The sequence below is a fragment of the Kribbella sp. NPDC048837 genome (genome assembly GCF_055586945.1).
In genome coordinates, this window is record NZ_JBVJHF010000002.1 from 326362 (window position 1) to 349729 (window position 23368).

Here is a 23368-nt window from a genome sequence, read left to right on the forward strand (position 1 = left end):
CAGGTTTCTTCCGGGAGCTGAACGCAACCTGTGCCAAACCGGACGGCCTACTGCTTGATCGGGGCGCCGGTCTTCTGCTGTAGTTCGTCGAAGCTGACGCCGTCGGCGAGCTCGACCAGCTGCAGGCCGTCCGCGGTGACGTCGAGCACGGCCAGGTCGGTGATGATGCGGTTCACCACACCGCGGCCGGTGTAGGGCAGGTCGCACTCCTCGAGGATCTTGTGCGAGCCGTCCTTGGCGACGTGCTCCATCAGCACGATCACCTTCTTGGCGCCGTGCACGAGGTCCATCGCGCCGCCCATGCCCTTGACCATCTTGCCGGGGATCATCCAGTTGGACAGGTCGCCGGTGGCCGACACCTGCATGGCGCCGAGGATGGCCGCGTCGATGGCGCCGCCGCGGATCATCCCGAAGGACAGCGCGGAGTCGAAGAACGAGGCCCCCGGCAGGGTCGTGACGGTCTCCTTGCCGGCGTTGATCAGGTCCGGGTCCTCCTCGCCCTCGACCGGGTACGGGCCGACGCCGAGGATGCCGTTCTCGCTCTGCAGGACGACCGTGACGCCGTCGGGGATGTAGTTCGGGACCAGGGTCGGCAGGCCGATGCCGAGGTTCACGTACGAGCCGTCGTCCAGCTCGGCGGCGGCCCGGGCGGCCATCTGCTCACGGGTGAGTGGCATCTCAGGCCTCCTGCTTCTGGACGGTGCGCTTCTCGATCCGCTTCTCGATGTCCTTGCCAACAGCAACCACTCGCTGGACGTAGACGCCGGGCAGGTGGATCTCGTCCGGGTCCAGCTCACCGGGCTGGACCAGCTCCTCGACGGTCGCGATCGTGACCCGGCCGGCCATCGCGGCCAGCGGGTTGAAGTTCCGCGCGCTCCGGTCGAACACCAGGTTCCCGTGGGTGTCGCCCTTGAGCGCGTGCACCAGGCCGAAGTCGGTGGTGATCGACTCCTCCAGCACGTACGTCGTGCCGTTGATCTCCCGGGTCTCCTTCGGCGCCGAGGCCTTCGCGACGGTGCCGTCGGTGTTGTACTTCTGCGGCAGCCCGCCGTCCGCGACCTGGGTGCCGACCCCGGCCAGCGTGTAGAACGCGGCGATCCCGCAGCCGCCGGCCCGCAGCTTCTCGGCCAGCGTGCCCTGCGGGGTCAGCTCGACCTCCAGCTCACCGGACAGGAACTGGCGGGCGAACTCCTTGTTCTCCCCGACGTACGACGAGGTCATCTTGGCGATCCGCTTGTCCGCGAGCAGGATGCCCAGGCCCCAGTCGTCGACGCCGCAGTTGTTCGACACCACGCTGAGCCCGCTCACCCCCTTCTCGTGCAGGGCGGTGATCAGCTCCATCGGATTGCCGCACAGCCCGAAGCCGCCGACCGCGAGGCTCGCGCCGTCGCCGATGTCGTCGACCGCGGCCCGCGGCGAGTCGTACGTCTTGTCCATCAGCTGCTCCGTTGCAGTCTCTGTGCCGGTTAGGTCCCGACTCTAACCAGCCAGGTGCGACTCCCGCGATGTGGCCACGACCACACGTGTGGCGGCGTACCACCGCGCTATGTGGTCAGGTGCTATGCCGAGGCTTCCGACGCGTTCAGCGCGGCCAGCTCGTGCACAGCCTCGAAGTGGGCGTCTTCGAGCTCAGGGAACGCCAGCACGGCCGAGAGGTGCGCGCGGGCCGCCGGGAGATTGCCGCAGTGCCGCGCGGTCCGGGCCAGTCCGATGCGTGCGGCGGCAGCCGTCTCCGGAAGGTCGGCACGCTCACTCACGTCCAGCGCCTGGCTGTAGTCCTCGCGGGCGTCCTCGAGCTTGCCCAGGGCACGGTAGAGGTCGCCACGCTGGCAGAGCAGTACGCCGGCCTCCTCGTCCAACCCGAGTTGCTCGGCCAAGGCCAGCGCCTCCGTGGTGAGGTCCAGGGGCTCGTCCACGGTCTGTCTGAGCGCGTTGAGTGCCAGGAACGTGCCCCACGGGTCCTCGAGCATGCGGAAGCGGCCCAGCGCCGTACGCAGCGCCTGCGCGGCCTCTCCCGGCGGCACCGTCGTCAGCCCTGGATAGCCTCGGCATAGCTCGACGGCCGCACGGGCCCACGCGTCACCGGTCTCGTTCCGCTCCAGTACCTCCTCGACCGCACCGGCCGACTCGAACGGTCCGAACACCAGTGACCACAGCAGCACGGTCACGGAGTACCGGAACGGGCCGGTCGACGTCAGTACGATCTGCTGGGCCAGCTCCAGTTGCTCCTGCTCGGCCGACGCGGCGCCGTGGATCACGGCCAGCAGGTACTCCTCGTCCAGCCCGACCGGGACGGTCCGGCCCAGCATGCTGAGCACCCGCTCCGCCGCGGCCGCCGCCTCGTCCTGGAGTCCGTGGGACCACCAGTACGCCGAGTAGCGCGCGACCAGCCGGAGAGCGGTCCGCAGGTCGCTCTCGCACGCACGCTCGATCGCGCTGACGACCTGATCCCCCTCCAGGCTGTGCAGATCGCCTGAGCCCCCTAAGTCCACGTAACTCATTGTTACTCGGTCATGGGAACGTCATGTCACCGGGTCAGAAACGGAGCACACCCCATCGGTCCGGCCGGTGCATGTCCTCGATGTACTGCGGGGACCACACCCAGAACTCGATGCCCTCACCCTTCACGTACTCGCCGTCGACCACCTCGTGCGGCCACTCGCACCGCATCAGGTTCATCCGCCACTCGTCGCCCGGGTTCGGCGGGGTCGCCCGGCCCTGGTTGTACGACGCCAGGTCGGCCCACGGTACGGCGAGCTCGACGGTCCACTTGGTGTCGGTGTCGGACGGGTCGTTGACCGTCCCGTCGACGTGCAGCGCGGTCCGCAGGCCGGGCAGGTTGGTCGGGTCGATCGGTACGCCGCCGTCGACGTACGGCTTGGGCAGCGTGAGCTCCCAGATCGTGCCGAGCGGGTTGATCTCGAACTCGTAGTAGTTCTGCCCGTCGCCGTCCGGGTCGAGGAACACCTCGAAGTTGTTCTCGTGGAAGAGCTTGCTGTTCTTCTCGGTCATCGTCGACCAGACGTGCGGTTCCTCGAGCTCACCGCCGACGTACAGGTACTGGTCGTCGTACATCAGCTTCGCCCGGGTCCGGAACCGCGGTGCCGGACCGTCGTGGATCGGGACGAAGTCGGTGGTCCAGGGGGCCACCTCCCAGGCCGGATCGGTCAGGGTGCCGTCGAGGTTCGGCGTGGCCGGGGTCCGCGGGCACTCGTAGACGGGCAGGTCAGGCATCGGCACGCTCCAGCAGTCGGGCGACGAGATTGGCGAGCAGGAAGGTGATCGCGGTCAGGGCCGGTACGACGGCCAGGATCCACGGGGAGTCCAGCTGTCCGGTCAGGAACGCGAGGACGACGGCCAGCATGAAGGCCACCCCGAGGAAGGCGATCAGCCGGGGGCTCGGCATTGCGAGCCGGCTGAGCGCGAGTCCGCCGAGCACCATCGTCACGGCGACGATCACCACCAGCAGCGGCAGCCCGAGGGCGCCGCAGTTCGTGGTGTCACGGAACCGCTCGCAGCTGCGCTCACTCAGCCACACCAGTGCGATGGTCGCGAACCCGCACAACAAGCCGACCACGGCGAGGATCAAGGCCGGTGGCAACGGGGGTGCGTCGTACCGTCCTTCGTCCGCATCCTCCTGGCTCATTGCCGCAGGCTATCGGGATTACGCGGCCCCCAGGGAGTACGCGATCGCATCCCGCACCTCAGTGTCGGTCGGTGCCGCGATGCCACGCTCGGCCGCGAGTTCGGCCAGCGAGACCATCGTGACGTCGTGCAGCCCGCAACTCGTGAACGTGTGAAACACCGTCATGTCGGGCGCGACGTTCACCGAGAAGCCGTGGCTGGTCACGCCGCGCCGGATCCGCATCCCGATCGAGCACAGCTTGCGGCCGTCCTCGGTCCACACCCCGACCAGGCTGCTCGCGCCCTTCGGCGTGTCCCGCCGGACGAGCGGGAACCCGAGCGTGCCGAGGGCATCGATCAGACCGTTCTCGACGAACCGCACGATGTCCACCGGTCCGCGCTGCTTCAGGTCGATCACCAGGTAGCCGACCAGTTGCCCCGGTCCGTGGTACGTCGCGAACCCGCCGCGGTCGACCGCCACGGTCGGGATCCCCGCGGTCTCGCCCGGCAACTCGTCGAGCACGGTCCGCGGCCCGTAGGTGATCACCGGCGGATGGCTCAGCAGGAACAGCCGGTCCTCGGCCTCCCCGGCCACTCGCTCCTCGACCCAGTCGACCATCTCCTTGGCCGCGACCTCGTACTCGACCTCGCCCAGATCCACGCGCTGCATGCCATTCAGCGTACGTTTCGTACCATGCGCTTCGATCGCTACACCGTGGTCCTGCTGACGCTGCGCCCGGACGCGCCCGTGATGACGGACGACGAGGCGGCCGAGCTGCAGGACCGGCACCTGGCGCACGGCGCCGCCCTGCAGGAGCGCGGGCTGGTCCTCGCGCGCGGACCGCTGACCGAGCAGGACGACGAGCGCTACCGCGGATTCTCCGTCTGGTCGGTGGACCAGGAGACCGCCCGGACGTACGTCGAAGCCGACCCGGCCGTGGTGGCCGGTCGCCTCGCGGCGGAGGTGATGACGTGGATGATGCCGGCCGGCAACCTGCAGTTCGGCAAGGTCCGCCCACCCCACTCGATCGCCGAGGCGATGGAGGACTGAAAACGAAAGAGGCCCCTCGAGTGAGGGACCTCTCGTCGTTGGTCGGGCTGACAGGATTTGAACCTGCGACCTCTTCGTCCCGAACGAAGCGCGCTACCAAGCTGCGCCACAGCCCGAAGTCGCCGTTAGCTTACATGCGACGACCGTAGGGACGAAATCGGGTTAATCCGGGGGACCAGGGTGAGCAGCGTCGCCTCCGGCCGGCACGCGAAACGCACCGGTGCGTACGGCGAAGTGCCGAGGCCGGCCGACACGTGCAGAGCCGCCTGGCGCCCGTTGTGGCCCCACGTCGACAGGCCCTTCACCCGGGAGGTGTCCAGGTCGCAGTTGGTCACCAGGGCGCCGTAGAACGGCACGGCCAGCTGGCCGCCGTGGGTGTGGCCGGCCAGGACGAGCGGGTACCCGTCGCCGACGAAGCCGTTCAGGATCCGTTGGTACGGGGCGTGCGTGACGCCGATGGACAGGTCGGCCGACGGGTCCGCCTCGCCCGCGACCTCGTCGTACCGGTCGCGCTTGATGTGCGGGTCGTCGGTGCCGGCGAAGTCCAGGCGCAGGCGGTTGACCTTGAGGGTCGCCTTGGCGTTGTTCAGGTCGGTCCAGCCGGCGGCGGTGAAGGCGCGGCGCATCTCCTCGTACGGCAGGTCCGGCCCGTGCGGCTTGTGCCGCTGCTTGTGCGCGGGGAGCAGGTACTTGCCCGGGTTCTTGAAGTGCGGCTTCCAGTAGTCGTTGGAGCCGAACACGAACACCCCCGGCACGTCGAGCAGATCGCCGTACGCGCGGAGCAGCGGCTGGACAGCGCGCTCGTGGGAGATGTTGTCGCCGGTGTTCACGATCAGGTCGGGCTGGAGCGCGGCCAGGTCGTTCACCCAGCCGATCTTGCGCTCCTGGGTCGGCATCAGATGCAGGTCGGACAGGTGCAGCACCCGGAGCGGGTCGGAGCCTTCCGGCAGCACCGGGACCGTCACTCTGCGCAGTGTGAACCAGCGCACCTCGACGGCCGCCGCGTACGCGACACAGGCGGCACCCACGGCACCGACGACCGCCGTGGTCTTCAGAGTGGTGGTGACCAGCCCGCTCAACGTCATTTCACCAGCCTGCCACAATCATGGTCATGTCCAACTCCGGAATGAAGCAGCGCCTGCACGACGACATGACCGCCGCCCTGAAGGCGCGCGACGAGATCCGCAAGTCGACCCTGCGGATGGCGCTCACCGCGGTCACCAAGGCGGAGGTGGCCGGTAAGGAGGCCCGCGAGCTCAGCGACGCCGAGATCGTCGACGTGCTCAGCTCGGAGGCGAAGAAGCGCCGCGAGTCCGTCGTCGCCTACCGCGACGCCGGCCGCGCCGAGCTCGCCGACAAGGAACAGGCCGAGGCGGACATCCTCGCCGAGTACCTCCCCGAGCAGCTGACCGAGGACGAGATCGTCGCCCTGGTCACCGAGACCATCGCCGCCACCGGTGCCGCCGACCTCGGCCCCCGCGGCATCGGCAAGGTCATGGGCGCCCTCCAGCCCAAGGTCAAAGGCAAAGCCGACGGCGCGGTCGTCTCCGCCGAGGTCAAGCGCCAGCTCGGCGTCTAACGCCCGCGCCCGCCGCCGCCGCAGTTCGGGTACTTCGGGTTCCACGGTGGGCAGTTGGGGTTGGGTTTGGTGGTGTTCGGCGGCTTGGTGGTGTTGGTCGGCTGGTTGGGCTGGTTCTGCTGGCTGCCGTTGGAGATGAAGATGGTGACCTTCGAGCCCTCGGGAGCACCGTCGCGCTGGCGCGGGCTGGTGTAGGCGACCGTGCCGGCGGTCTCCTCGGAGTTCACCGTGCCGGGGGCGATCTCGACGTCGAAGCCGGCCTGCCGGAGCTTGTTGGCGGCGTCGTCGGGGTTCATCCCGTTCACGAACGGCAGGTCCTTCACGTTGCCCCGGGAGATGGTGTCCGACGGCGCGGTGAAGCGCGTGGTCGGGTAGCCCTGCAGGGCGCCCTGCATCGCGGTCATCCACAGCGGCCCGGCCGTGCCGGAGCCGGACGCGTCGTACATCTTCTTGCCGCCGAGCGTCTGACCGATCAGGTTCCGGTACGGCAGCGAGGCGTCGGCCACCACCGACGCGGCGGCGAGCTTGGTGGAGTAGCCGGCGTACCACACGGCCTTGTTCTCGGTGATCGTTCCGGTCTTGCCGGCCAGGTCGCTCTTGCCGAAGTTCAGCTTCGCGCCGGTGCCGCCCTTCTGCATGACCTGGTGCAGGACGGCGTTCACGCCGTCGGCGACCTCCGGGGCGAGCGCCTGCTTGCAGTCGGCGCCCCGGGTGGCGATCGACTTGCCGGCGGCGTTCTTGATCGAGGTGACCAGCCACGGCGTGCAGTACATGCCCCGGGCGGCGAACGCGGCGTACGCGCTGGACAGCTGCAGCGGGGTCACGTAGCCGACGCCGAGAGTCATCGACACGACCTGGTCGAGCGGCTTGGCGGTCTGGGCGTCGCCGGTCTGGGCGTCGTACATCCCCAGCGACGCGGCGATCTTGGCGATCGGGCAGAGGCCGGTCTGCTGGGACAGCAGCAGGAAGTAGGTGTTGGTCGACTTCTGCGCGGCCTGGATCATCGTCGGCTCGGGCACGTTCTGCGTGGAGTTGCTCGGTGTGTAGTCCGGGTCGGAGGTCGTCCCGGTGCAGGTGCTGAACTTCTTGCCGCTGAGGTCGATCTGGTTGGGCGCGTTGATCTTGTAGTTGAGCGGGAACCCCTTCTGGATCGCGGCCGCGATCGTGAAGGCCTTCATCGTCGAGCCGTTCTGGAAGCCGCCGTACCCACCGGGGTACGACTTCTCGACGTTGTAGTTGTACGACGTCTGGTTCTTCTTGCCGCCGTACGGCTTGCTCTGCACCATCGCCTTCACCAGGCCCGTCCCGGGCTCGACGATCGTGATCGCGGCGATCGAGGAGTCGGTGGGCTTGGAGTGGACGTCGATCGAGTGCTGCGCGGCCTTCTGGATCTTCGGGTCGAGCGAGGTCCGGACCGTGAGGCCGGCGGTCTTGAGGAAGTTCTCGCGCTCGGCCTTGGTCCTGCCGAAGGCCGGGTTCGCCTCGAGCTGGGAGACGACGTACTCGCAGTAGAACGGGTACGGGCCGTTGGCGCAGCCGAGTTTGTTCGGGCGGACCTTGGCCGGGTCGATGACCGGGGTCTTGAGGGCCGAGTTGGCCTGGGCGACCGAGATGACCTTGAGCTCGAGCATCCGCTTGATGACCACGTCGCGGCGGTCCTTGGCGCGCTTCATGTCGTTGGTCGGGTCGTAGCCGGTCGGGTTCTTCACCAGGCCGGCCAGCAGTGCGGCCTGCGGCAGGCTGAGCTGGGAGGCGTTCACCGAGAAGTAGTGCTGCGCGGCGGCCTGGATGCCCCAGGCGCCGTCGCCGAAGTTCGCCAGGTTGAGGTACTTCTCCAGGATCTCGTTCTTCGAGTACTCCTTCTCGACCGCGATCGCGTACCGCAGCTCGGCGACCTTGCGCTGGTACGTGTCGGCGGTGGCGTCGGCGACCTCTTCGGGCGTCTTCGCCTTCTCGACCAGGCTGATCTTCACGTACTGCTGGGTGATGCTCGAGCCGCCCTGCTGGATCCCGCCCGAGGACTTGTTCTGCACCAGCGCGCGCAGCGTGCCCTTCAGGTCCAGCGCGCCGTGCTCGTAGAACCGGTCGTCCTCGATCGCGACGATCGCCTTCTGCATGATCGGCGCGACCTGGCTGAGCGTGATCGGCACCCGATTCTGCTCGGCCAGGGTGGCGATCACCGTGCCGTCGGCGGCCAGGATGGTGCTCTTCTGCTTCAGCGGGACCTCGTCGAACTGCTGCGGCAGGTCCTGCAGAGTGTCGGAAGTCTTCTCGGTGGTGAAGCCGGCGAGACCGGCGAACGGGATGGCGAGACCGGCGGCCAGAGCCCCCGACAGCACGCTCACCCCGAGGAACAGAACCACCGATTGGACGACTCCCCGGTCGTCCTTCTCCCGTACGCGCATGGTTATAGAGACTACGGGACGGCTTCTTTGGGTTACCGCTGGGAATGTGAGTTCGGTCACCCTGTCTGGACAAAGTTCATCCAAAAGGATGAGGGCCCGAGCAAGCTGCTCGGGCCCTCCGGTTCGTACGGCGTCAGGCGGCGTACTGGTGTGCCTCGACCTGGGCCGGGACGAGCGCCAGATCCAGCACCTCGCGGACATCGCTGACCGGGTGCACGGTCAGCTCCTTCAGCACCGACGCCGGCACGTCTTCCAGGTCCGGCTCGTTGCGCTTCGGGATCAGGATCGTGGTCAGCCCCGCCCGGTGTGCGGCGAGCAGCTTCTGCTTCACCCCACCGATCGGGAGGACCCGTCCGGTCAGCGACACCTCACCGGTCATCGCGACCTCCGAGCGGACCGGCCGCCCGGACAGCAGCGACGCGAGCGCCGTGGTCATCGTCACACCCGCCGATGGTCCGTCCTTCGGGACCGCGCCGGCCGGCACGTGGATGTGGGCGTTCCGCTCGGCCAGATCGCCGACCGGCAGCCCCAGCTCCGCGCCGTGCGAGCGCAGGTACGACAGGGCGATCTGCGCCGACTCCTTCATCACGTCACCCAACTGCCCGGTCAGCGTGACTCCGGTCGGGCCGGTCTCCTTGTCGGCCAGCGACGCCTCCACGAAGAGCACGTCACCACCCGCACCGGTCACCGCGAGCCCGGTCGCCACGCCGGGGAGCGCCGTACGCTCGGCCGACTCCGGCGTGAACTTCGGTGAGCCCAGGTAGCCCTTCAGCTGATCCGCACCGACGGTCAGGTTGCCGACGTCCTCGCCAAGCGCGAGCTTCGCCGTCACCTTCCGCAGGACCCGAGCGATCGACCGCTCCAGCTGCCGTACGCCGGCCTCCCGCGTGTACTCGCCCGCCAGCAGGCGCAGCGCCGAGTCGTCGACGGTCACCTCGTCCGCAGTCAGGCCCGCCCGCTCCAGCTGACGCGGGAGCAGGTGGTCACGGGCGATGACGACCTTCTCGTCCTCGGTGTACCCGTCCAGTTGCACCAGTTCCATCCGGTCCAGCAGAGGCGCCGGGATGGAGTCCAGCACGTTCGCCGTGGCCAGGAAGACCACGTCGGACAGGTCCAGCTCGACCTCCAGGTAGTGGTCCCGGAAGGTGTGGTTCTGGGCCGGGTCGAGCACCTCGAGCAGCGCGGCCGTCGGGTCACCCCGGTAGTCCGCACCGACCTTGTCGATCTCGTCCAGCAGCACCACCGGGTTCATCGACCCGGCCTCGGTGATCGCCCGGACGATCCGGCCCGGCAGCGCACCGACGTACGTCCGCCGGTGACCGCGGATCTCGGCCTCGTCCCGCACACCGCCCAGTGCGACCCGGACGAACTTCCGTCCCATCGCCCGCGCCACGGACTCACCCAGCGAGGTCTTACCCACACCAGGCGGACCGACCAGGGCCAGTACGGCGCCACTGCGGCGTCCACCGACCACACCCAGACCACGGTCCGCGCGGCGGCGCCGTACGGCCAGGTACTCGGTGATGCGCTCCTTCACGTCATCCAGTCCGGCGTGGTCCGCGTCCAGCACGGCCCTCGCCTCACGGATGTCGTAGCTGTCCTCGCTGCGCTCGTTCCACGGCAGCTCGAGGACGGTGTCCAGCCAGGTCCGGATCCAGCCGACCTCGGGGGACTGCTCGGAGGTCCGCTCCAGCTTGTCGACCTCGGCGAGCGCCGCCTTCTTGACGTGCTCGGGCAGGTCGGCCGCCTCGACGCGGGCCCGGTAGTCCTCTTCCTCGGACTCGGCCTTACCGTCCAGCTCGGCCAGTTCCTTGCGGATCGCGGCCATCTGCTGGCGCAGCAGGAACTCCCGCTGCTGCTTCTCCATGCCCTCCTGGACGTCCTTCTGGATCGTCTCGGAGACCTCGAGCTCGGCCAGGTGGTCCTTCACCCAGCCGACCAGCTTCTCCAGCCGCTCGCTGACGTTCGCGTTCTCCAGCAGCTCGGACTTCTGCTCGTTGCTCAGGTACGACGCGTAGCCGGCCAGGTCGGACAGCTCCGCGGGGTCGTTCACCTGCTTCACGGAGTCGATGACCTGCCAGGCACCACGACGCTCGAGCACCGAGGTCGTGAGGCTCTTGTACTCCCGGGCCAGCTCGGCTGACCGCGAGTCGGTGATCTCGTGCAACTGGGTCGCGCTGACCCAGAGCGCGGCACCCGGACCGGTGGTCCCGGCGCCGATCAGGACCCGTGAGGTCCCGCGGATCACGGCCGCCTGGGCTCCGCCCGGCAGCCGGCCGATCTGCTCGATCTCACCGAGCGTCCCGGCCTTGGCATATTTCCCGTCCAGCCGCGGCACGAGCAGCACCTGGTCCTGGCCGGAGGCCTGCGCGGCGTCGATCGCCGCGCGGGCCTCGGGGTCGGCCAGTCGGACCGGCACGACCATCCCCGGCAGGACCACCACGTCGTCCAGCGGAAGAACAGGAAGATTCAACGTATCGGTCACGCTGTCACACCCTTTTCAAGATTGAGTCTGACAGGCTCAACCACGCACCCCACCAGGTCATTCCCGGCGTTCGCTGTGGGTGAAATTGACCACTTAGGCGGTCAGCAGGTCGCCGATCTGGCGCAGACCGGTGAGGTCGTGCACGTCGTCGGCGAGGGCCGGCACCTCGACGGTCGGCGTCGTCCGGTGGCCCCGGCGGAACCGGTCGGCCCGTTTGTGGTCGCCGACGACCTGCTGCATCTTGTCCGCGTGCAACCGCAGGACGGCGGCCGTCAGCGGCGACTTGTCCGCCTCCTCCAGCCGCTCCGCCGCACCCAGTGAGCGCTCCGCCGACAGGTCCGGCACGTCCGTGTTCATGACCCGGTTCAGGACGACGCCGGCCAGCGGCATGCCCTCGGCCCGCAACCGCTCGGCGAAGTACGACGCCTCCCGCAACGCGTCGTTCTGCGGCGCGGCCACGATGAGGAACGCCGTGTGCGGCTCACGCAGCAGCGCCACCGTCTGCTCGGCCCGCGCCCGGAAGCCGCCGAACAACGTGTCGAACGCCGCGACGAAGGTCTGGACGTCGGTCAGCACCTGAGCGCCGAGGACCTTGTTGAGCACGGACATCGCCATGTTCACGCCGGCGGACATCAACTTGAACGGCCCGCGAGCCGGCGCCAGCAGCAGGCGGAGGAACCGCCCCTCCAGCAAGGACGCCAGCCGCTCCGGCGCGTCCAGGAAGTCCAGCGCCGACCGCGACGGCGGGGTGTCGACCACGATCAGGTCCCAGTCGCCGGTCCGCTCGGCCTGCCTGTGCAACTGGCCGAGCTTCTCCATCGCCATGTACTCCTGCGTCCCCGCGAACGACGACGACAGCGCGACGTAGAACGGGTTCGCCAGGATCTGCTCGGCCTTCTCCGGCGTCGCATGCGCGAGGACGACGTCGTCGAAGGTGCGCTTCATGTCCAGCATCATCGCGTCCAGCCGGCCGCCGTTCGCGGTGTCGACCTCGGCCACCGCCCGCGGGGTGTTGTCCAGCTCGGTCAGCCCGAGCGACTGCGCCAGCCGCCGGGCCGGGTCGATGGTCAGTACGACGACCTTCCGCCCGCGCTCGGCCGCGCGCAGCCCCAGCGCCGCCGCGGTCGTCGTCTTGCCGACGCCACCCGCACCACAGGTGACGACGATCCGCGTCGACGGATCGTCGATCAGCGCGTCGAGATCGAGATCGGTCACGCTCGGAACTCCTCGGCCAGGTCGACCAGGGCGCCGTGGTCGATCCCTTCGGGCTGCAGCGCCAGCTCGGTCACCTTCTTGCCCAAGGCATCTATCCGGTCGCGGTTCTCGCGTTCCAGCCCGACCCGGATGGCGTGGTCGCGCGCCTCGGTCGCCAGCGTCCTCACCAGCTCGGCGCCGGCCGTCAGACCGGCCGCCCGCAGACCCTTGGTGAGCTCGGTGACCGGCAGTTTCTCCTTCACCGCCAGGGCGAGCGCGTCGTCGTCGAGCGGGCTGTTGCGGACCATGTTCACCACGATCGACCCGATCCGCAGATCGAGCGCCTCGAGGTGGGCGACCGCGTCCAGCGTCTCCTGGACCGGCATCTCCTCGAGCAGCGTGACCAGGTGGATCCGGGTCACGTCCGACCGCAGCATGCCCATGATCGCGTCCGCCTGGTTGCGGACCGGCCCGACCTTGGCCAGCCCGGCGACCTCGGAGTTCACGTTCAGGAACGGGGCGATCCGCCCGGTCGGCGGTGCGTCCAGCACGACAGCGTCGTACGCGAGCCGTCCGTGTGACTTGCGTCGCGTCGCCTCGTAGACCTTGCCGGTCAGCAGTACGTCGCGCAGCCCCGGAGCGATCGTGGTGACGAAGTCGATCGCGCCGACCTTCTCGAGCGCCTTCCCGGCCCGGCCGAGGTGGTAGTACATGTCGAGGTACTCCAGCAGGGCGGCCTCGGCGTCGACGGCCAGCGCGAACACCTCGCCGCCACCGGGTCCCTGCGCGATCCGGCGTTCGACGTACGGCAGCGGCGGTACGTCGAAGAGCTGGGCGAGCCCCTGCCGTCCTTCGACCTCGACGAGCAGGACGCGTTGGCCCTGCTCGGCCAGTGCGAGTGCCATGGCAGCCGCAACGGTCGTCTTCCCGGTGCCCCCCTTACCGGTGACCACGTGCAGTCGCGCCATACGGTCAAGGGTAGGACGTGGCCCACAGCACACCGTCTGCGAGCCCGTTAGAGTCCCCTTCATGAAGAAGTTCGAGTACTTCACCGCACCGCTGCTGGTCCACTCGACCAAGGAGATCCTGGACAACTTCGGCCAGGACGGCTGGGAGCTCGTCCAGGTCGTCCCGGGGCTGAACCCGGAGAACCTGGTCGCCTACTTCAAGCGGGAGATCGAGGACAAATGAGCCACCCCGAGGAGAAGCTGGCCGAGCTCGGCCTGAAGCTGCCCGACGTGGCCAAGCCGGTCGCCGCCTACATCCCGGTCGTCCGGACCGGGAACCTCGTCTACACGTCCGGTCAGCTGCCGCTGCGGGACGGCACCCTGATCGCCACCGGCAAGGTCGGCGACGCAGTCAGCGCCGAGGTCGCCAGCCAGTGCGCCCAGCAGTGCGCGCTGAACGCGCTGGCCGCGGTCAAGTCCGAGATCGGCGACCTGGCGAAGGTCACGCGGATCGTCAAGGCGGTCGCGTTCATCGCGTCCACGCCCGACTTCACCGGTCAGCCGCAGGTGGCGAACGGCGCCTCCGAGCTGTTCGGCCAGGTCTTCGGCGAGGCGGGCCAGCACGCCCGTAGTGCGGTCGGGGTACCGGTGCTTCCGCTGGACGCGCCAGTCGAGGTCGAGTTGATCGTCGAGGTCGGCTGACGCGCTCGTGCGGGATCTGACGTCGGAGCTGATGACCGGCCGGATGGCCGAGACAGCGCTGGAGTTCGCCCGCGGACGTCGTACGCCGGTCGAGCCGCGGCCGGCGTCGACGGTCATCCTGCTGCGTGACGCCGCCACCGGACCAGAGGTCTATCTGCTCCGGCGGCAGCGGACGATGGCCTTCGCCGCCGGGATGACGGTGTTCCCGGGCGGCCGGGTCGACCCGGCCGACTCGGCGATCGCCGGCTCCTGGTCCGGTCCGCCGCCGGCGGACTTCGCCGCCCGGCTCGGGTGCTCGGCGGAGCTGGCCGCCGCCTATGTCGCCGCCGCGGTCCGCGAGACGTTCGAGGAGTCCGGCGTACTGCTTGCCGGTCCGTCCACCGACACGGTGGTCGGGGACACGACCGGCGCGGACTGGGAGGCGGATCGGGTTGCCATGGAAGCCGGTGAGCTGCGGTTCGCCGACTTCCTGCGGCGCCGGGGCCTGCTGCTCCGGGCGGACCTGCTGGGGGCGTGGGCGCACTGGATCACGCCGGAGTTCGAGCCCAAGCGATACGACACCGCGTTCTTCGTCGCCGCGCTCCCGGCCGGGCAGATCACCCGGGACGTGACGAGCGAGTCCGACCAGGTCACCTGGATCCGCCCGGCGGACGCGGTGGCCGCTGTCGACGCAGGCGAGGTGCTGATGTTGCCCCCGACGTACGTGTGCTGCCGCGAGCTCGCGCAGTACGACGACGTGGCCGCGATCCTCGGCGCCGCCGGCGAACGGGAGATCCGGACCATCCTGCCGACCGTGCGGGTCGACGGCGACCAGGCCTATCTGGAGACCACATGAGAGTCACCGACTACGTGAGCCGCGTGCTCGCGAACAACCCCGGCCCGATGACTCTGGAGGGCACCAACACCTGGATCCTCCGCGCCCCGGACGCGGAGCAGTCCGTGGTCGTCGACCCGGGCCCGATGCTCGAAGATCACCTCCGCGAGGTGCTCGCCGCGGCCGGCCAGGTCGCCGTCGTCCTGCTCACTCACAAGCACCCGGATCATTCCGAAGGCGCCGCCTGGTTCGCCAACCAGGCCGGCTGCGGGGTACGCGCGGTCGATCCCGCGTTCCGCATCCCCACCGACCACGCCCACGGCCTGTCCGAAGGCGACGTGATCACCGCGGGCGGCCTCCGCATCGAGGTCCTGCCCACCCCCGGCCACACCCTGGACTCCGTCTGCTTCTGGCTCCCGCAGGACGGCTCGCTCCTCACGGGCGACACGGTCCTCGGCCGCGGGACGTCCGTGGTGGCCCACCCGGACGGTGCCCTGGGCCCCTATCTGGAGTCCCTCGACCGCCTCCTGGCCTTCGCCAACTCACCCGCCGGGGTCGAGCGACTCCTCCCCGGCCACGGCCCCGTCATCGAGGACCCCGCCGACGTCCTGACCTTCTACATCGAGCACCGCCAGGAACGCCTGGCCCAGGTCCGCGCCGCGGTAGCCGCCGGCCACACCACCCCACAGGCCGTCGTCGAACACGTCTACGCCGACGTCGACCGCACCCTCTGGCCCGCCGCCGAACGCTCGGTGCGGGCCCAACTCGCCTACCTGAACAGTTAGGGCGTGTCTCCCGATCCCGCGCCTACTGCGCGGCACTCGGCACGGCACCTCGCCGCACTGGCGCAAAGGCCACGATGCTCCGCATCGAGACCTTCGCTCCAGCGCGCCGATGCACCGCACCGAGCACCTGCTCGCTACGGCGCGGGATCGGGAGACACGCCCTAGCGGGCGCGGCGCTGGAGGCGGTCTACGTCGAGGAGGACGACGGAGCGGGGCTCGAGGCGGACCCAGCCGCGGGAGGCGAAGTCGGCCAGGGCCTTGTTGACGGTCTCGCGGGAGGCGCCGACCAGCTGGGCCAGCTCCTCCTGGGTGAGGTCGTGGTGGACGTGGACACCGTCGTCGGCGGTCCGGCCGAAGCGGCTGGCCAGGTCGAGCAGGGCCTTCGCGACCCGGCCCGGCACGTCGGAGAAGACCAGGTCGGCGACCACGTCGGAGACCTTGCGCAGCCGGGAGGCCAGCTGGAGCAGCAGGCCACGGGCCACCGCGGGGCGGCCGTCGAGCCAACGGAGCAGCTCGTCGTGGGTCAGCGACATCAGCGAGGCGTCGGTGACGGCGGTGACGGTCGCGGACCGCGGTCCCGGGTCGAACAGCGACAGTTCGCCGAACATCTGTCCCGGGCCGAGCACGGCGATCAGGTTCTCCCGCCCGTCGGCGGAGGTCCGGCCGAGTTTGACCTTGCCCTCGACCACGATGAACAGCCGATCACCGGAATCGCCCTCGTGGAACAGCACCTGACCGCGGCGCAGCCGGCTCTCGGTCATCGACGCGGCCAGGGCGTCGGCCGCCTCGTCGTCGAGCTGACTGAACAGCGGTGCCTGTCGGAGCACTGCGGCATCCACTTTGGGCCTCCTAGGACCTTCGACCACGACTGCGGGCGGGGGATCGACCCCGTCCGGCACCGGGTCGTTCACACCCGGTTGCCCCAAAACCGTAGCCCCTCCGGTGTCGGCGCCGCCACGTAGGCTTGCCTCCATGCCATCCCAGCGTGTCGCGGTGCCCGCCTCCGGGCCCGCCTCAGGGCCTCTCCCCGGCCCCGTCCTGACGGTGCCCCTGAAGCTGCCCCGCAAGGCCCCGGTCTTCGTCGACGAGACGCCCACCCAGCTGGTCCGCCGGGCCCGGAAGATGCACAAGGTGCTCACCGAGGCGTATCCGGACGCTCACTGCGAGCTGGACTTCACCACCCCGCTCGAGTTGCTGGTGGCCACCATCCTCTCGGCCCAGACCACCGACGTGACGGTGAACAAGGTGACCCCGACCCTGTTCGCCAGGTATCCGACCGCCCAGGCGTACGCCGAGGCCGACCGGGAGGAGATGGAGGCGATCCTCAAGCCGACCGGTTTCTTCCGGGCCAAGACCAACAGCGTGATCAAGCTCGGCCAGGCCCTCGTCGACGAGTACGACGGGGTCGTGCCCGGCAAGCTGGAGGAGCTGGTCAAGCTCCCCGGCACCGGCCGCAAGACCGCGAACGTCGTCCTCGGCAACGCCTTCGGAGTCCCCGGCATCACGGTCGACACGCACTTCGGCCGGCTGGTCCGCCGGTTCGGCTGGACCACCGAGGAGGACCCGGTCAAGGTCGAGCACATCATCGGCGCCCTGTTCCCGAAGAAGGACTGGACGATGCTGTCGCACCGGCTGATCTTCCACGGCCGCCGCCGCTGCCACGCCAAGAAGCCGGCGTGTGGCGCGTGCCCGGTGGCCCAGTGGTGCCCGTCGTTCGGCACCGGTCCGACCGACCCCGAGGCCGCGGCGAAGCTGGTGAAGGTCCCGGCGTGAGCTTCCGTACGGCGCTGTGCACGATCAGCTGGCTCGTCGCCGGACTGGTCCTGGCGTCGTGTGGATCCGAACAGCCCGGCGCGACCACCGCGACCGCCGGGACGACGGTGGCCGGGGCGGACAAGCTGGCCGCCTGCCCGTCGACCCCGTCGAAGCCGCCGGTCACCAACGGCCTGCCCGATGTCAGCCTGCCCTGTCTGGGCAACGGCCCGGACATCCGGCTCGCTGACCTGCGTGGTCCGCTCGTGATCAACGTGTGGGCCCAGTGGTGCGGGCCCTGCCGCGACGAAGCGCCGTACCTGGCGAAGCTGGCGAAGTCGGGCAAGGTCAAGATGCTCGGCATCGACTACGCCGACCCGCGGCCGGAGCTCGCGGTGCGGTTCGCGACCGACGAAGGTCTCGCCTACCCGCACCTGGTCGATCAGGACAAGGCGATCCAGGGGCCGTTGAAGGTGGGAGGGCCGCCGTTGACGGCGTTCGTGGACGCCGACGGTGCCGTCTTCGTGCACCGCGGTGTGCTGACCTCGCAGGCGCAGCTCGACCAACTGGTGAAGGACAAGCTGGGGGTCACCCTGTGACGTTCGACGGAGTGGAGATCCCGGAGTGGCTGAAGCAGCTGGCGAAGGCATCCGAGGAGGTCGACCCGAACCAGCTGTCGCGGTTCCTGCCGCCCGACGATCCGTCCGTGCGGAAGTCCGCCGTCCTGATTTTGCTTGCTGATGGCAACGATGGCCCGGAGGTGCTGCTGACCGAGCGGGCCTGGACGTTGCGCAAGCACGCCGGGCAGATGGCGTTCCCCGGCGGTGGCGTCGACCCGGAGGACGGCACCGGCGACGAGGGCATGGTGCGGACCGCGTTGCGCGAGGCCGAGGAGGAGACCGGGCTGGTTCCGTCCGGCGTCGTACCGTTCGCGGTCTGGCCCGCGCTGTGGGTGCCGGTCAGCAACTTCGGCGTGTCGCCGGTGCTGGCCTGGTGGCGGGAGCCGTCACCGGTCGCGGTGGTCGACCCGGCCGAGGTCGCGTCGGTGCACACCGTGTCCGTGCGCGCCCTGGCCGACCCGGCGAACCGGATCAGCTGCCTGCACCCGTCCGGATTCACCGGGCCGGCCTTCACCATCGGCAACCTCTACATCTGGGGTTTCACCGCGGGCCTGCTGGACAAATTGCTCCTGCTCGGCGGGTGGGCGCGCGACTGGGACCCCTCGGTCGTCGTACCGTTGCCCGACCGGCTGGTCGAGGCGGCCTGGCGGAGTGAGGGACGGCGGCCGGAGGACGTGCGCAGGCTGACCGCCATCGAGCACGACCTGGGACGTTCGGAAGGTGTGGAGTGAGCAAGCTCGACTGGGCGCTCCTGATCGTCACCGCGCTGGTGGCGATCTCGGGGTACATCGAGGGGTTCGTACTGGGCGCCTGTGCCACTCTCGGTCTGCTCGGCGGTGCCGCCATCGGCGTCTGGGGCGTGCCGCGGGTGCTGGACAACTTCTCGCCGAGCGTGTCGGTGTCGTTCGCCGCGCTGGTGCTGGTGGTGCTGCTGGCCTCGATAGGCCGGACGCTGGGCGCCGTCGTCGGGTCCAGAGTCCGGAACAAGCTGTCCTGGCGGCCGGTGAAGTTCCTCGACGCCCTCGGTGGTGCCGCGCTGGCGGCGGTCTCGGTGCTCATCGTGTCCTGGGTGCTCGGCGTCGCGGTGAGCGGCGCGCGGATCCCGAGCGTGACGTCGGCGGTGCGCGGTTCGCAGGTGCTGGCGAAGGTCGACGAGGTGCTGCCGAGCAGCGCCGACCGGGCGCTGCAGTCGTTCAACGACGTGGTCAACACCGACCTGTTCCCGCGCTTCCTCGACCCGTTCGTGCCGGAGCGGATCCGCGAGACGCAGCCGCCGGACAGCGCGATCGCACGGCAGCCGCTGGTCCGCTCGGCGTACACCCGGATCGCGAAGGTCACCGGGGTGGCCAGTTGCTCGCGCGGTCTCGAGGGCAGCGGGTTCGTCTACGCGCCGCAGCGGGTGATGACGAACGCGCACGTGGTCGCGGGCGTGAGCTCGCCGCAGGTCGAGGTGAACGGCAAGAAGTACGACGCGACCGTCGTCCTCTTCGACCCCGAGGTCGACATCGCCGTGCTCTACGTGCCGAAGCTGACCGAGAAGCCGCTGGACTTCGACTTCACCGGCAAGGCGGACGACCCGGCCGTCGTCCTCGGCTACCCGGAGAACGGCCCGTTCGACTCCGAGCCGGCCCGGATCCGGTCCGAGGAACGTCTCCGCGGCCCGGACATCTACGGCGACCGCACGGTCACCCGGGAGGCCTTCTCGATCTGGGCCTCGGTCCGCCCCGGCAACTCCGGCGGCCCGCTGCTGTCGTCCAAGGGCACCGTGTACGGCGTGGTCTTCGCCGCCTCGGTCGAGGACAACCGCACCGGCTACGTCCTCACCGCCGATCAGGTCTCCGACGACGCCCGGGACGGCACCACCGCCACCCAAGAGGTTTCCACCCAGTCCTGCACGTGATGCAGCAGGTCCGGGAGACCTTTGCGGGCAAGGAGAACCTGGTCGACGAGTTGCCTCCAGCAACAAAGCGCCGGAGTCCCGCGCCGGCGCCGAGTGTTCTACGATCCGACTGACTTCAGCCAGTCCACCACCAGGTTGTTGAACAGATCCGGCGCCTCCTCGTGGGGGAAGTGGCCGGCCGGGGTGATGAGTTCGTGGCGCAGCGGCGCCGTGACCAGGTGCGGCGGGGTGGTCGCGGTGGGGGAGACGGCGGAGTCCTGGGCGCCGTGGATCTGCAGCACGGGTACGGCGATCGGCGTACGCATCTTGGCCGAGTACTTGCGACCGTCGGGACGGAGTCGGGAGCGGGCGAACCAGCGGTGGTACTCGAGTGCGCAGTGCGGAGCCGGCCACACCTGGAGCGCCGCCCGGTAGCGACGAGAGGCCTCCGCGTCCGGGAACGTGCCGCCCGGGGCAGACCACGCGCGGAGGAGACCCTCGATGTGGATCCCGTCGTGGGCGAGGAGCCGGCGCTCCGGGAGGATCGGCAGCTGGAACCACGCCGTGCGGGTCAGTGCCTTGGTCTGACCGGACCGCGCCAGCAGGAGCGGGTGCGGCGCCGAGACAGCCGCCAGTCCGCGGATCTGCCGGGGCGCGAGTACGGCGGCCGACCAGCCGATGAAGCCGCCCCAGCCGTGCCCGACCACGACCGCATCCGCGGCCCCCAGCGATCGGATCACTCCAGAGACATCAGCGGCCGCGGTGTAGGGGTCGTACCCACGCGGGGTCTTGTCGCTGGCGCCGTACCCGCGCAGGTCCATCGCCACGGCGCGGTAGCCGGCCGCCGCGACCACCGGCAGTTGATGACGCCAGGCCCACCAGAACTCGGGGAAGCCGTGCAGGAAGAGGACCAGCGGATCGTCCGCGGCGCCGCACTCGGCGACATGGAAGCGTGCCCCGTTGGCCGCGACCAACGAGTGTGACCAGGGCCCGTCGACCAGCAGGTCGACGACACCTGCCGGGCTCAGCGCCGTACGCCCGACGCGGGCCCGGCGTCGATGGCGTCCTCCTGGTCGCCCTTGCCGATCGCCTTGAGCGCCTCGACGGACTCCTTCGAGGTCTCGATCGCGCGCTGCGGTCCCTTCGCGCTGCGCAGCGTCCGCATCCCGATGAACACCAGCACCGCCGCGATCAGCAGGTAGACCCCGGAAACGATCAGGAAGGCGACGGCCGGGTGCAGCCCGGCCGCGGTGAGTCCGTACGCCGCGGCGATGGACAGCAGGACGATCACCAGCAGGACCAGGAAGGCGGCCGCGGCGAACATGCCGGCGCCGGTCCCGGCCTTCACGGCCGTCTTCTTGAGCTCGGTCTTCGCCAGCTCGATCTCACTGCGGACCAGGTTGGACAGGTCCTTGCTCGCGTTCGCGACGAGCTGGCCGACCGTGGGCCCGTCCCCGTTCTGCCCCATCGACATGGCACTCCTTCCACAGGTCCGTCTCCCCGACACTACCGCCATGCCTCCGGTTAATCGGCGTACGCGCGGTTCCGGCGGGCCAGCAGTCCCGTGGCGATCAGCGCGGCCAGCACCGAGGCGATCAGGACGGCGGCCTTCGCGCGTTCCACCTGTGGGACGTCGCCCTCGAACGCGAGCTGGGCGATCAGCAGCGCGACCGTGAATCCGATCCCGGCCAGCACCGACACCGCGCCGACATCGCGCCAGGCGAGGTCGGAGTTCAGCTCGGCCCGGGTGAAGCGCGCGGTCAGCCACGACCCGCCGAAGACCCCGATCGACTTGCCGAGCAGCAGCCCGGCGACCACGCCGATCGCGACCGGGTCGGTCAGCATCGTCCGTACGGTGCTCCCGCTCAGCGTCACGCCCGCCGCGAACAACGCGAACAGCGGTACGGCGACACCCGCGGACCACGGCCGGAGCCGGTGCTCGATCCGCTCGGCCGGCGCGTGCTCCTCACCGGGATCCGGGACCACCCGGGTCACCAGGCCGAGCGCGACACCCGCGATCGTCGGGTGGATCCCCGACTCGTGCATGAACCACCACGCGCCGATGGCTACCGGGACGTACAGGAACGGCGTACGGATCCGGCGGTGCTGCAGGAGGTACCAGACCGCGATCAGGGCCGCCGCGGCGAGCAGTGCGAGCGGGTGGAAGCCGTGCGAGAAGAACACCGCGATCACCAGGATGGCACCGAAGTCGTCGACCACGGCCAGCGTGAGCAGGAACGCCCGCAGCGCGCTCGGCAGCGACGACCCGACGATCGCGAGGACGGCGAGCGCGAACGCGATGTCGGTCGCGGTCGGCACCGCCCACCCGTGCGGCCGTCCGTGCTCCGCGGTCAGGTTCACCACCAGGTAGATGATTGCCGGGAGCACCATTCCCGCGATCGCCGCGACCACCGGCACGACCGCCTCGGTCAGCTTCGACAACGTGCCGACCACGAGCTCACGCTTCAGCTCGACCCCGGCCAGGTAGAAGAACAACGTCAGTGCGCCGTCCGAGGCCCAGCCCTCGAGCGTGAGCGGCCCGAGCTGGGTGTCGCGCAGGTGGTGGTAAGCGTCCTGCCACGGAGAGTTCGCCCAGGCCAGCGCGACCACGGCCGCGCCGAGCAGCAGCAGCCCACCGGTTGTCTCGGCCCGCAACGTGTCGGCGAGGAACGCGCGTTCGCGCCCGAGGATCCGGGGGAACGCCCGCTTCTTCTGCCTGATCCGCGGGTGCTGGCTCATGATCGGCCCTTCGCTTCGGGGTCGGTCGGACACATGCCGACCAGACTTCCCGGCACACCCTGCGATGATCCTACGCGCCGAGCTCCGAGGCCAGCGTCTGGAAATCCGCGACCGCGAGATCCGGTGGCAGGAACGCCTTCGGGTACGGCGTACGCCGCCGGTCGATGTAGAAGCCCCGCAGCCCGGCCCGGCGAGCGCCGTCGATGTCCCAGGGGTGCGCGGCGGCGAGTCCCATCCGTTCCACGTCCACGCCGCACACCTCGGCGGCGTACCGATAGGCGTCCGGGTGCGGCTTCCACCGTTGCGGTGCCGCAACGTCGAGGCGGTGCTCGAGCAGCTCGATGATCCCGCCCTCGGTGAACACCCGCTCGGACATCGCCGCCGACCCGTTCGCCAGGCTGATGAGCCGCACCCCGGCCGCGTGCAGCCGGCGGAGCCCCGGCGCGACGTCCGGGTGCAGCGGCAGCCGGGTGAACCCGGACAGCACCCCGCTGATCGCTTCCTCGGTCGGGTCGATCCCGGCGGCGGCCAGCTGGCCCGCCAGGACATCACCACCCACCACCCGGAAGTCGGCGTACGCCCCCGCCGCCGTCAGCGCGAACCCGTCCCGCAACGTCGCCGCGAACCACGTATCCAAGCTCTCCGGCGACAACCCCGCCGCGGCGAATCCCGCCCGCAACGGCTCCAGATCGGTCAGCGTCTCGTTGACATCGAGCACCAGCACCTCGATCATCACGTCTCCCCATCTCTCTTTGGCCAGCTGGATGTTGCTGAGGGCAACCAGGACTTGGA

Annotated in this window: 26 protein-coding genes and 1 tRNA gene; 10 read left to right on the plus strand and 17 right to left on the minus strand. The window is 69.7% G+C overall.

Going from position 1 to position 23368, the window contains the following annotated elements; genetic code table 11:
• Positions 1-47: 47 nt before the first annotated feature.
• The 6 genes from ACZ6O0_RS09505 to lipB form a co-directional block, all read right to left on the minus strand.
• Positions 48-677 carry a CoA transferase subunit B gene (locus ACZ6O0_RS09505; RefSeq protein ID WP_465764387.1) on the minus strand — a complete coding sequence of 210 codons (630 nt, stop codon included), beginning with the start codon at positions 675-677 and terminating at the stop codon, positions 48-50.
• Position 678: 1 nt separating this feature from the next.
• Complete coding sequence (locus tag ACZ6O0_RS09510) at positions 679-1437, minus strand: CoA transferase subunit A (protein WP_465764388.1); 759 nt, start codon at positions 1435-1437, stop codon at positions 679-681.
• A gap of 122 nt (positions 1438-1559) precedes the next feature.
• Positions 1560-2492, minus strand: a complete 933-nt coding sequence (locus ACZ6O0_RS09515) for a tetratricopeptide repeat protein (protein WP_465764389.1) — start codon at positions 2490-2492, stop codon at positions 1560-1562.
• Positions 2493-2535: 43 nt separating this feature from the next.
• On the minus strand, positions 2536-3234 hold the full coding sequence (locus ACZ6O0_RS09520; protein WP_465764390.1) for a carbohydrate-binding family 9-like protein: 699 nt from the start codon (positions 3232-3234) through the stop codon (positions 2536-2538).
• Positions 3227-3646, minus strand: a complete 420-nt coding sequence (locus tag ACZ6O0_RS09525; protein WP_465764391.1) for a hypothetical protein — start codon at positions 3644-3646, stop codon at positions 3227-3229. Before ACZ6O0_RS09525 ends, ACZ6O0_RS09520 begins: the two co-directional genes overlap by 8 nt.
• Positions 3647-3664: 18 nt before the next feature.
• Complete coding sequence (gene lipB, locus ACZ6O0_RS09530) at positions 3665-4294, minus strand: lipoyl(octanoyl) transferase LipB (RefSeq protein ID WP_465764392.1); 630 nt, start codon at positions 4292-4294, stop codon at positions 3665-3667.
• 24 nt (positions 4295-4318) lie between these two features.
• Here lipB and ACZ6O0_RS09535 point away from each other — a divergent pair, with 24 nt between their 5' ends.
• Positions 4319-4675, plus strand: coding sequence for a YciI family protein (locus ACZ6O0_RS09535; RefSeq protein ID WP_465764393.1), 357 nt, complete (start codon positions 4319-4321; stop codon positions 4673-4675).
• 39 nt (positions 4676-4714) lie between these two features.
• On the opposite strand, the gene ACZ6O0_RS09540 is transcribed toward ACZ6O0_RS09535, so the two are convergent.
• Positions 4715-4791, minus strand: a tRNA-Pro gene (locus tag ACZ6O0_RS09540).
• Between the two features lie 9 nt (positions 4792-4800).
• Positions 4801-5760, minus strand: coding sequence for a metallophosphoesterase (locus ACZ6O0_RS09545; RefSeq protein ID WP_465764394.1), 960 nt, complete (start codon positions 5758-5760; stop codon positions 4801-4803).
• A gap of 26 nt (positions 5761-5786) precedes the next feature.
• Here ACZ6O0_RS09545 and ACZ6O0_RS09550 point away from each other — a divergent pair, with 26 nt between their 5' ends.
• Complete coding sequence (locus ACZ6O0_RS09550) at positions 5787-6254, plus strand: GatB/YqeY domain-containing protein (protein ID WP_465764395.1); 468 nt, start codon at positions 5787-5789, stop codon at positions 6252-6254.
• Here the strand turns inward: ACZ6O0_RS09550 and ACZ6O0_RS09555 are convergent.
• The 4 genes from ACZ6O0_RS09555 to bagA all read right to left on the minus strand — a co-directional run bounded on the left by ACZ6O0_RS09555 (position 6251) and on the right by bagA (position 13306).
• A complete protein-coding gene (locus ACZ6O0_RS09555) occupies positions 6251-8659 on the minus strand; it encodes a transglycosylase domain-containing protein (protein WP_465764396.1) in 2409 nt (802 codons plus the stop codon). The genes ACZ6O0_RS09550 and ACZ6O0_RS09555 overlap by 4 nt on opposite strands.
• Before the next feature lie 133 nt (positions 8660-8792).
• Complete coding sequence (lon, locus tag ACZ6O0_RS09560) at positions 8793-11144, minus strand: endopeptidase La (protein WP_465764397.1); 2352 nt, start codon at positions 11142-11144, stop codon at positions 8793-8795.
• A gap of 93 nt (positions 11145-11237) precedes the next feature.
• Positions 11238-12359: an ATPase BagB gene (gene bagB, locus ACZ6O0_RS09565; protein ID WP_465764398.1), complete on the minus strand. Its 1122-nt coding sequence runs from the start codon at positions 12357-12359 to the stop codon at positions 11238-11240.
• Complete coding sequence (bagA, locus tag ACZ6O0_RS09570) at positions 12356-13306, minus strand: ATPase BagA (protein ID WP_465764399.1); 951 nt, start codon at positions 13304-13306, stop codon at positions 12356-12358. The genes bagB and bagA overlap by 4 nt, the downstream gene beginning before the upstream one ends.
• 61 nt (positions 13307-13367) lie before the next feature.
• Here bagA and ACZ6O0_RS09575 point away from each other — a divergent pair, with 61 nt between their 5' ends.
• The 4 genes from ACZ6O0_RS09575 to ACZ6O0_RS09590 are packed head-to-tail and all read left to right on the plus strand — an operon-like array spanning position 13368 to position 15586.
• A complete protein-coding gene (locus ACZ6O0_RS09575; RefSeq protein WP_165553378.1) occupies positions 13368-13529 on the plus strand; it encodes a DUF4177 domain-containing protein in 162 nt (53 codons plus the stop codon).
• The gene (locus ACZ6O0_RS09580; protein WP_465764400.1) at positions 13526-13987 is read left to right on the plus strand and encodes a RidA family protein; all 462 of its coding nucleotides are present in this window, start codon (positions 13526-13528) and stop codon (positions 13985-13987) included. Before ACZ6O0_RS09575 ends, ACZ6O0_RS09580 begins: the two co-directional genes overlap by 4 nt.
• 7 nt (positions 13988-13994) lie before the next feature.
• Positions 13995-14822 (plus strand): NUDIX hydrolase, encoded by an 828-nt coding sequence (locus ACZ6O0_RS09585; protein ID WP_465764401.1) that lies wholly within the window; start codon positions 13995-13997, stop codon positions 14820-14822.
• On the plus strand, positions 14819-15586 hold the full coding sequence (locus tag ACZ6O0_RS09590) for an MBL fold metallo-hydrolase (protein WP_465764402.1): 768 nt from the start codon (positions 14819-14821) through the stop codon (positions 15584-15586). Before ACZ6O0_RS09585 ends, ACZ6O0_RS09590 begins: the two co-directional genes overlap by 4 nt.
• A 161-nt stretch (positions 15587-15747) precedes the next feature.
• On the opposite strand, the gene ACZ6O0_RS09595 is transcribed toward ACZ6O0_RS09590, so the two are convergent.
• Positions 15748-16425, minus strand: a complete 678-nt coding sequence (locus tag ACZ6O0_RS09595; RefSeq protein ID WP_167203704.1) for a cyclic nucleotide-binding domain-containing protein — start codon at positions 16423-16425, stop codon at positions 15748-15750.
• 133 nt (positions 16426-16558) lie between these two features.
• On the opposite strand from ACZ6O0_RS09595, the gene nth reads away from it, so the two are divergent.
• The 4 genes from nth to ACZ6O0_RS09615 are packed head-to-tail and all read left to right on the plus strand — an operon-like array spanning position 16559 to position 19858.
• Positions 16559-17359, plus strand: a complete 801-nt coding sequence (nth, locus tag ACZ6O0_RS09600; protein ID WP_465764403.1) for an endonuclease III — start codon at positions 16559-16561, stop codon at positions 17357-17359.
• Positions 17356-17937, plus strand: a complete 582-nt coding sequence (locus ACZ6O0_RS09605; RefSeq protein ID WP_465764404.1) for a TlpA family protein disulfide reductase — start codon at positions 17356-17358, stop codon at positions 17935-17937. The genes nth and ACZ6O0_RS09605 overlap by 4 nt, the downstream gene beginning before the upstream one ends.
• Complete coding sequence (locus tag ACZ6O0_RS09610; protein ID WP_465764405.1) at positions 17934-18689, plus strand: NUDIX hydrolase; 756 nt, start codon at positions 17934-17936, stop codon at positions 18687-18689. The genes ACZ6O0_RS09605 and ACZ6O0_RS09610 overlap by 4 nt, the downstream gene beginning before the upstream one ends.
• On the plus strand, positions 18686-19858 hold the full coding sequence (locus tag ACZ6O0_RS09615) for a MarP family serine protease (protein ID WP_465764406.1): 1173 nt from the start codon (positions 18686-18688) through the stop codon (positions 19856-19858). The genes ACZ6O0_RS09610 and ACZ6O0_RS09615 overlap by 4 nt, the downstream gene beginning before the upstream one ends.
• Positions 19859-19956: 98 nt before the next feature.
• On the opposite strand, the gene ACZ6O0_RS09620 is transcribed toward ACZ6O0_RS09615, so the two are convergent.
• From ACZ6O0_RS09620 to ACZ6O0_RS09635, 4 genes are all read right to left on the minus strand, one after another.
• On the minus strand, positions 19957-20811 hold the full coding sequence (locus tag ACZ6O0_RS09620) for an alpha/beta fold hydrolase (protein ID WP_465764407.1): 855 nt from the start codon (positions 20809-20811) through the stop codon (positions 19957-19959).
• Between the two features lie 50 nt (positions 20812-20861).
• Positions 20862-21305, minus strand: a complete 444-nt coding sequence (locus tag ACZ6O0_RS09625; RefSeq protein WP_465764408.1) for a phage holin family protein — start codon at positions 21303-21305, stop codon at positions 20862-20864.
• Positions 21306-21361: 56 nt separating this feature from the next.
• A complete protein-coding gene (nhaA, locus tag ACZ6O0_RS09630) occupies positions 21362-22576 on the minus strand; it encodes a Na+/H+ antiporter NhaA (RefSeq protein WP_465764409.1) in 1215 nt (404 codons plus the stop codon).
• A gap of 70 nt (positions 22577-22646) precedes the next feature.
• Positions 22647-23309, minus strand: a complete 663-nt coding sequence (locus ACZ6O0_RS09635; protein ID WP_465764410.1) for a haloacid dehalogenase type II — start codon at positions 23307-23309, stop codon at positions 22647-22649.
• Positions 23310-23368: the final 59 nt, after the last annotated feature.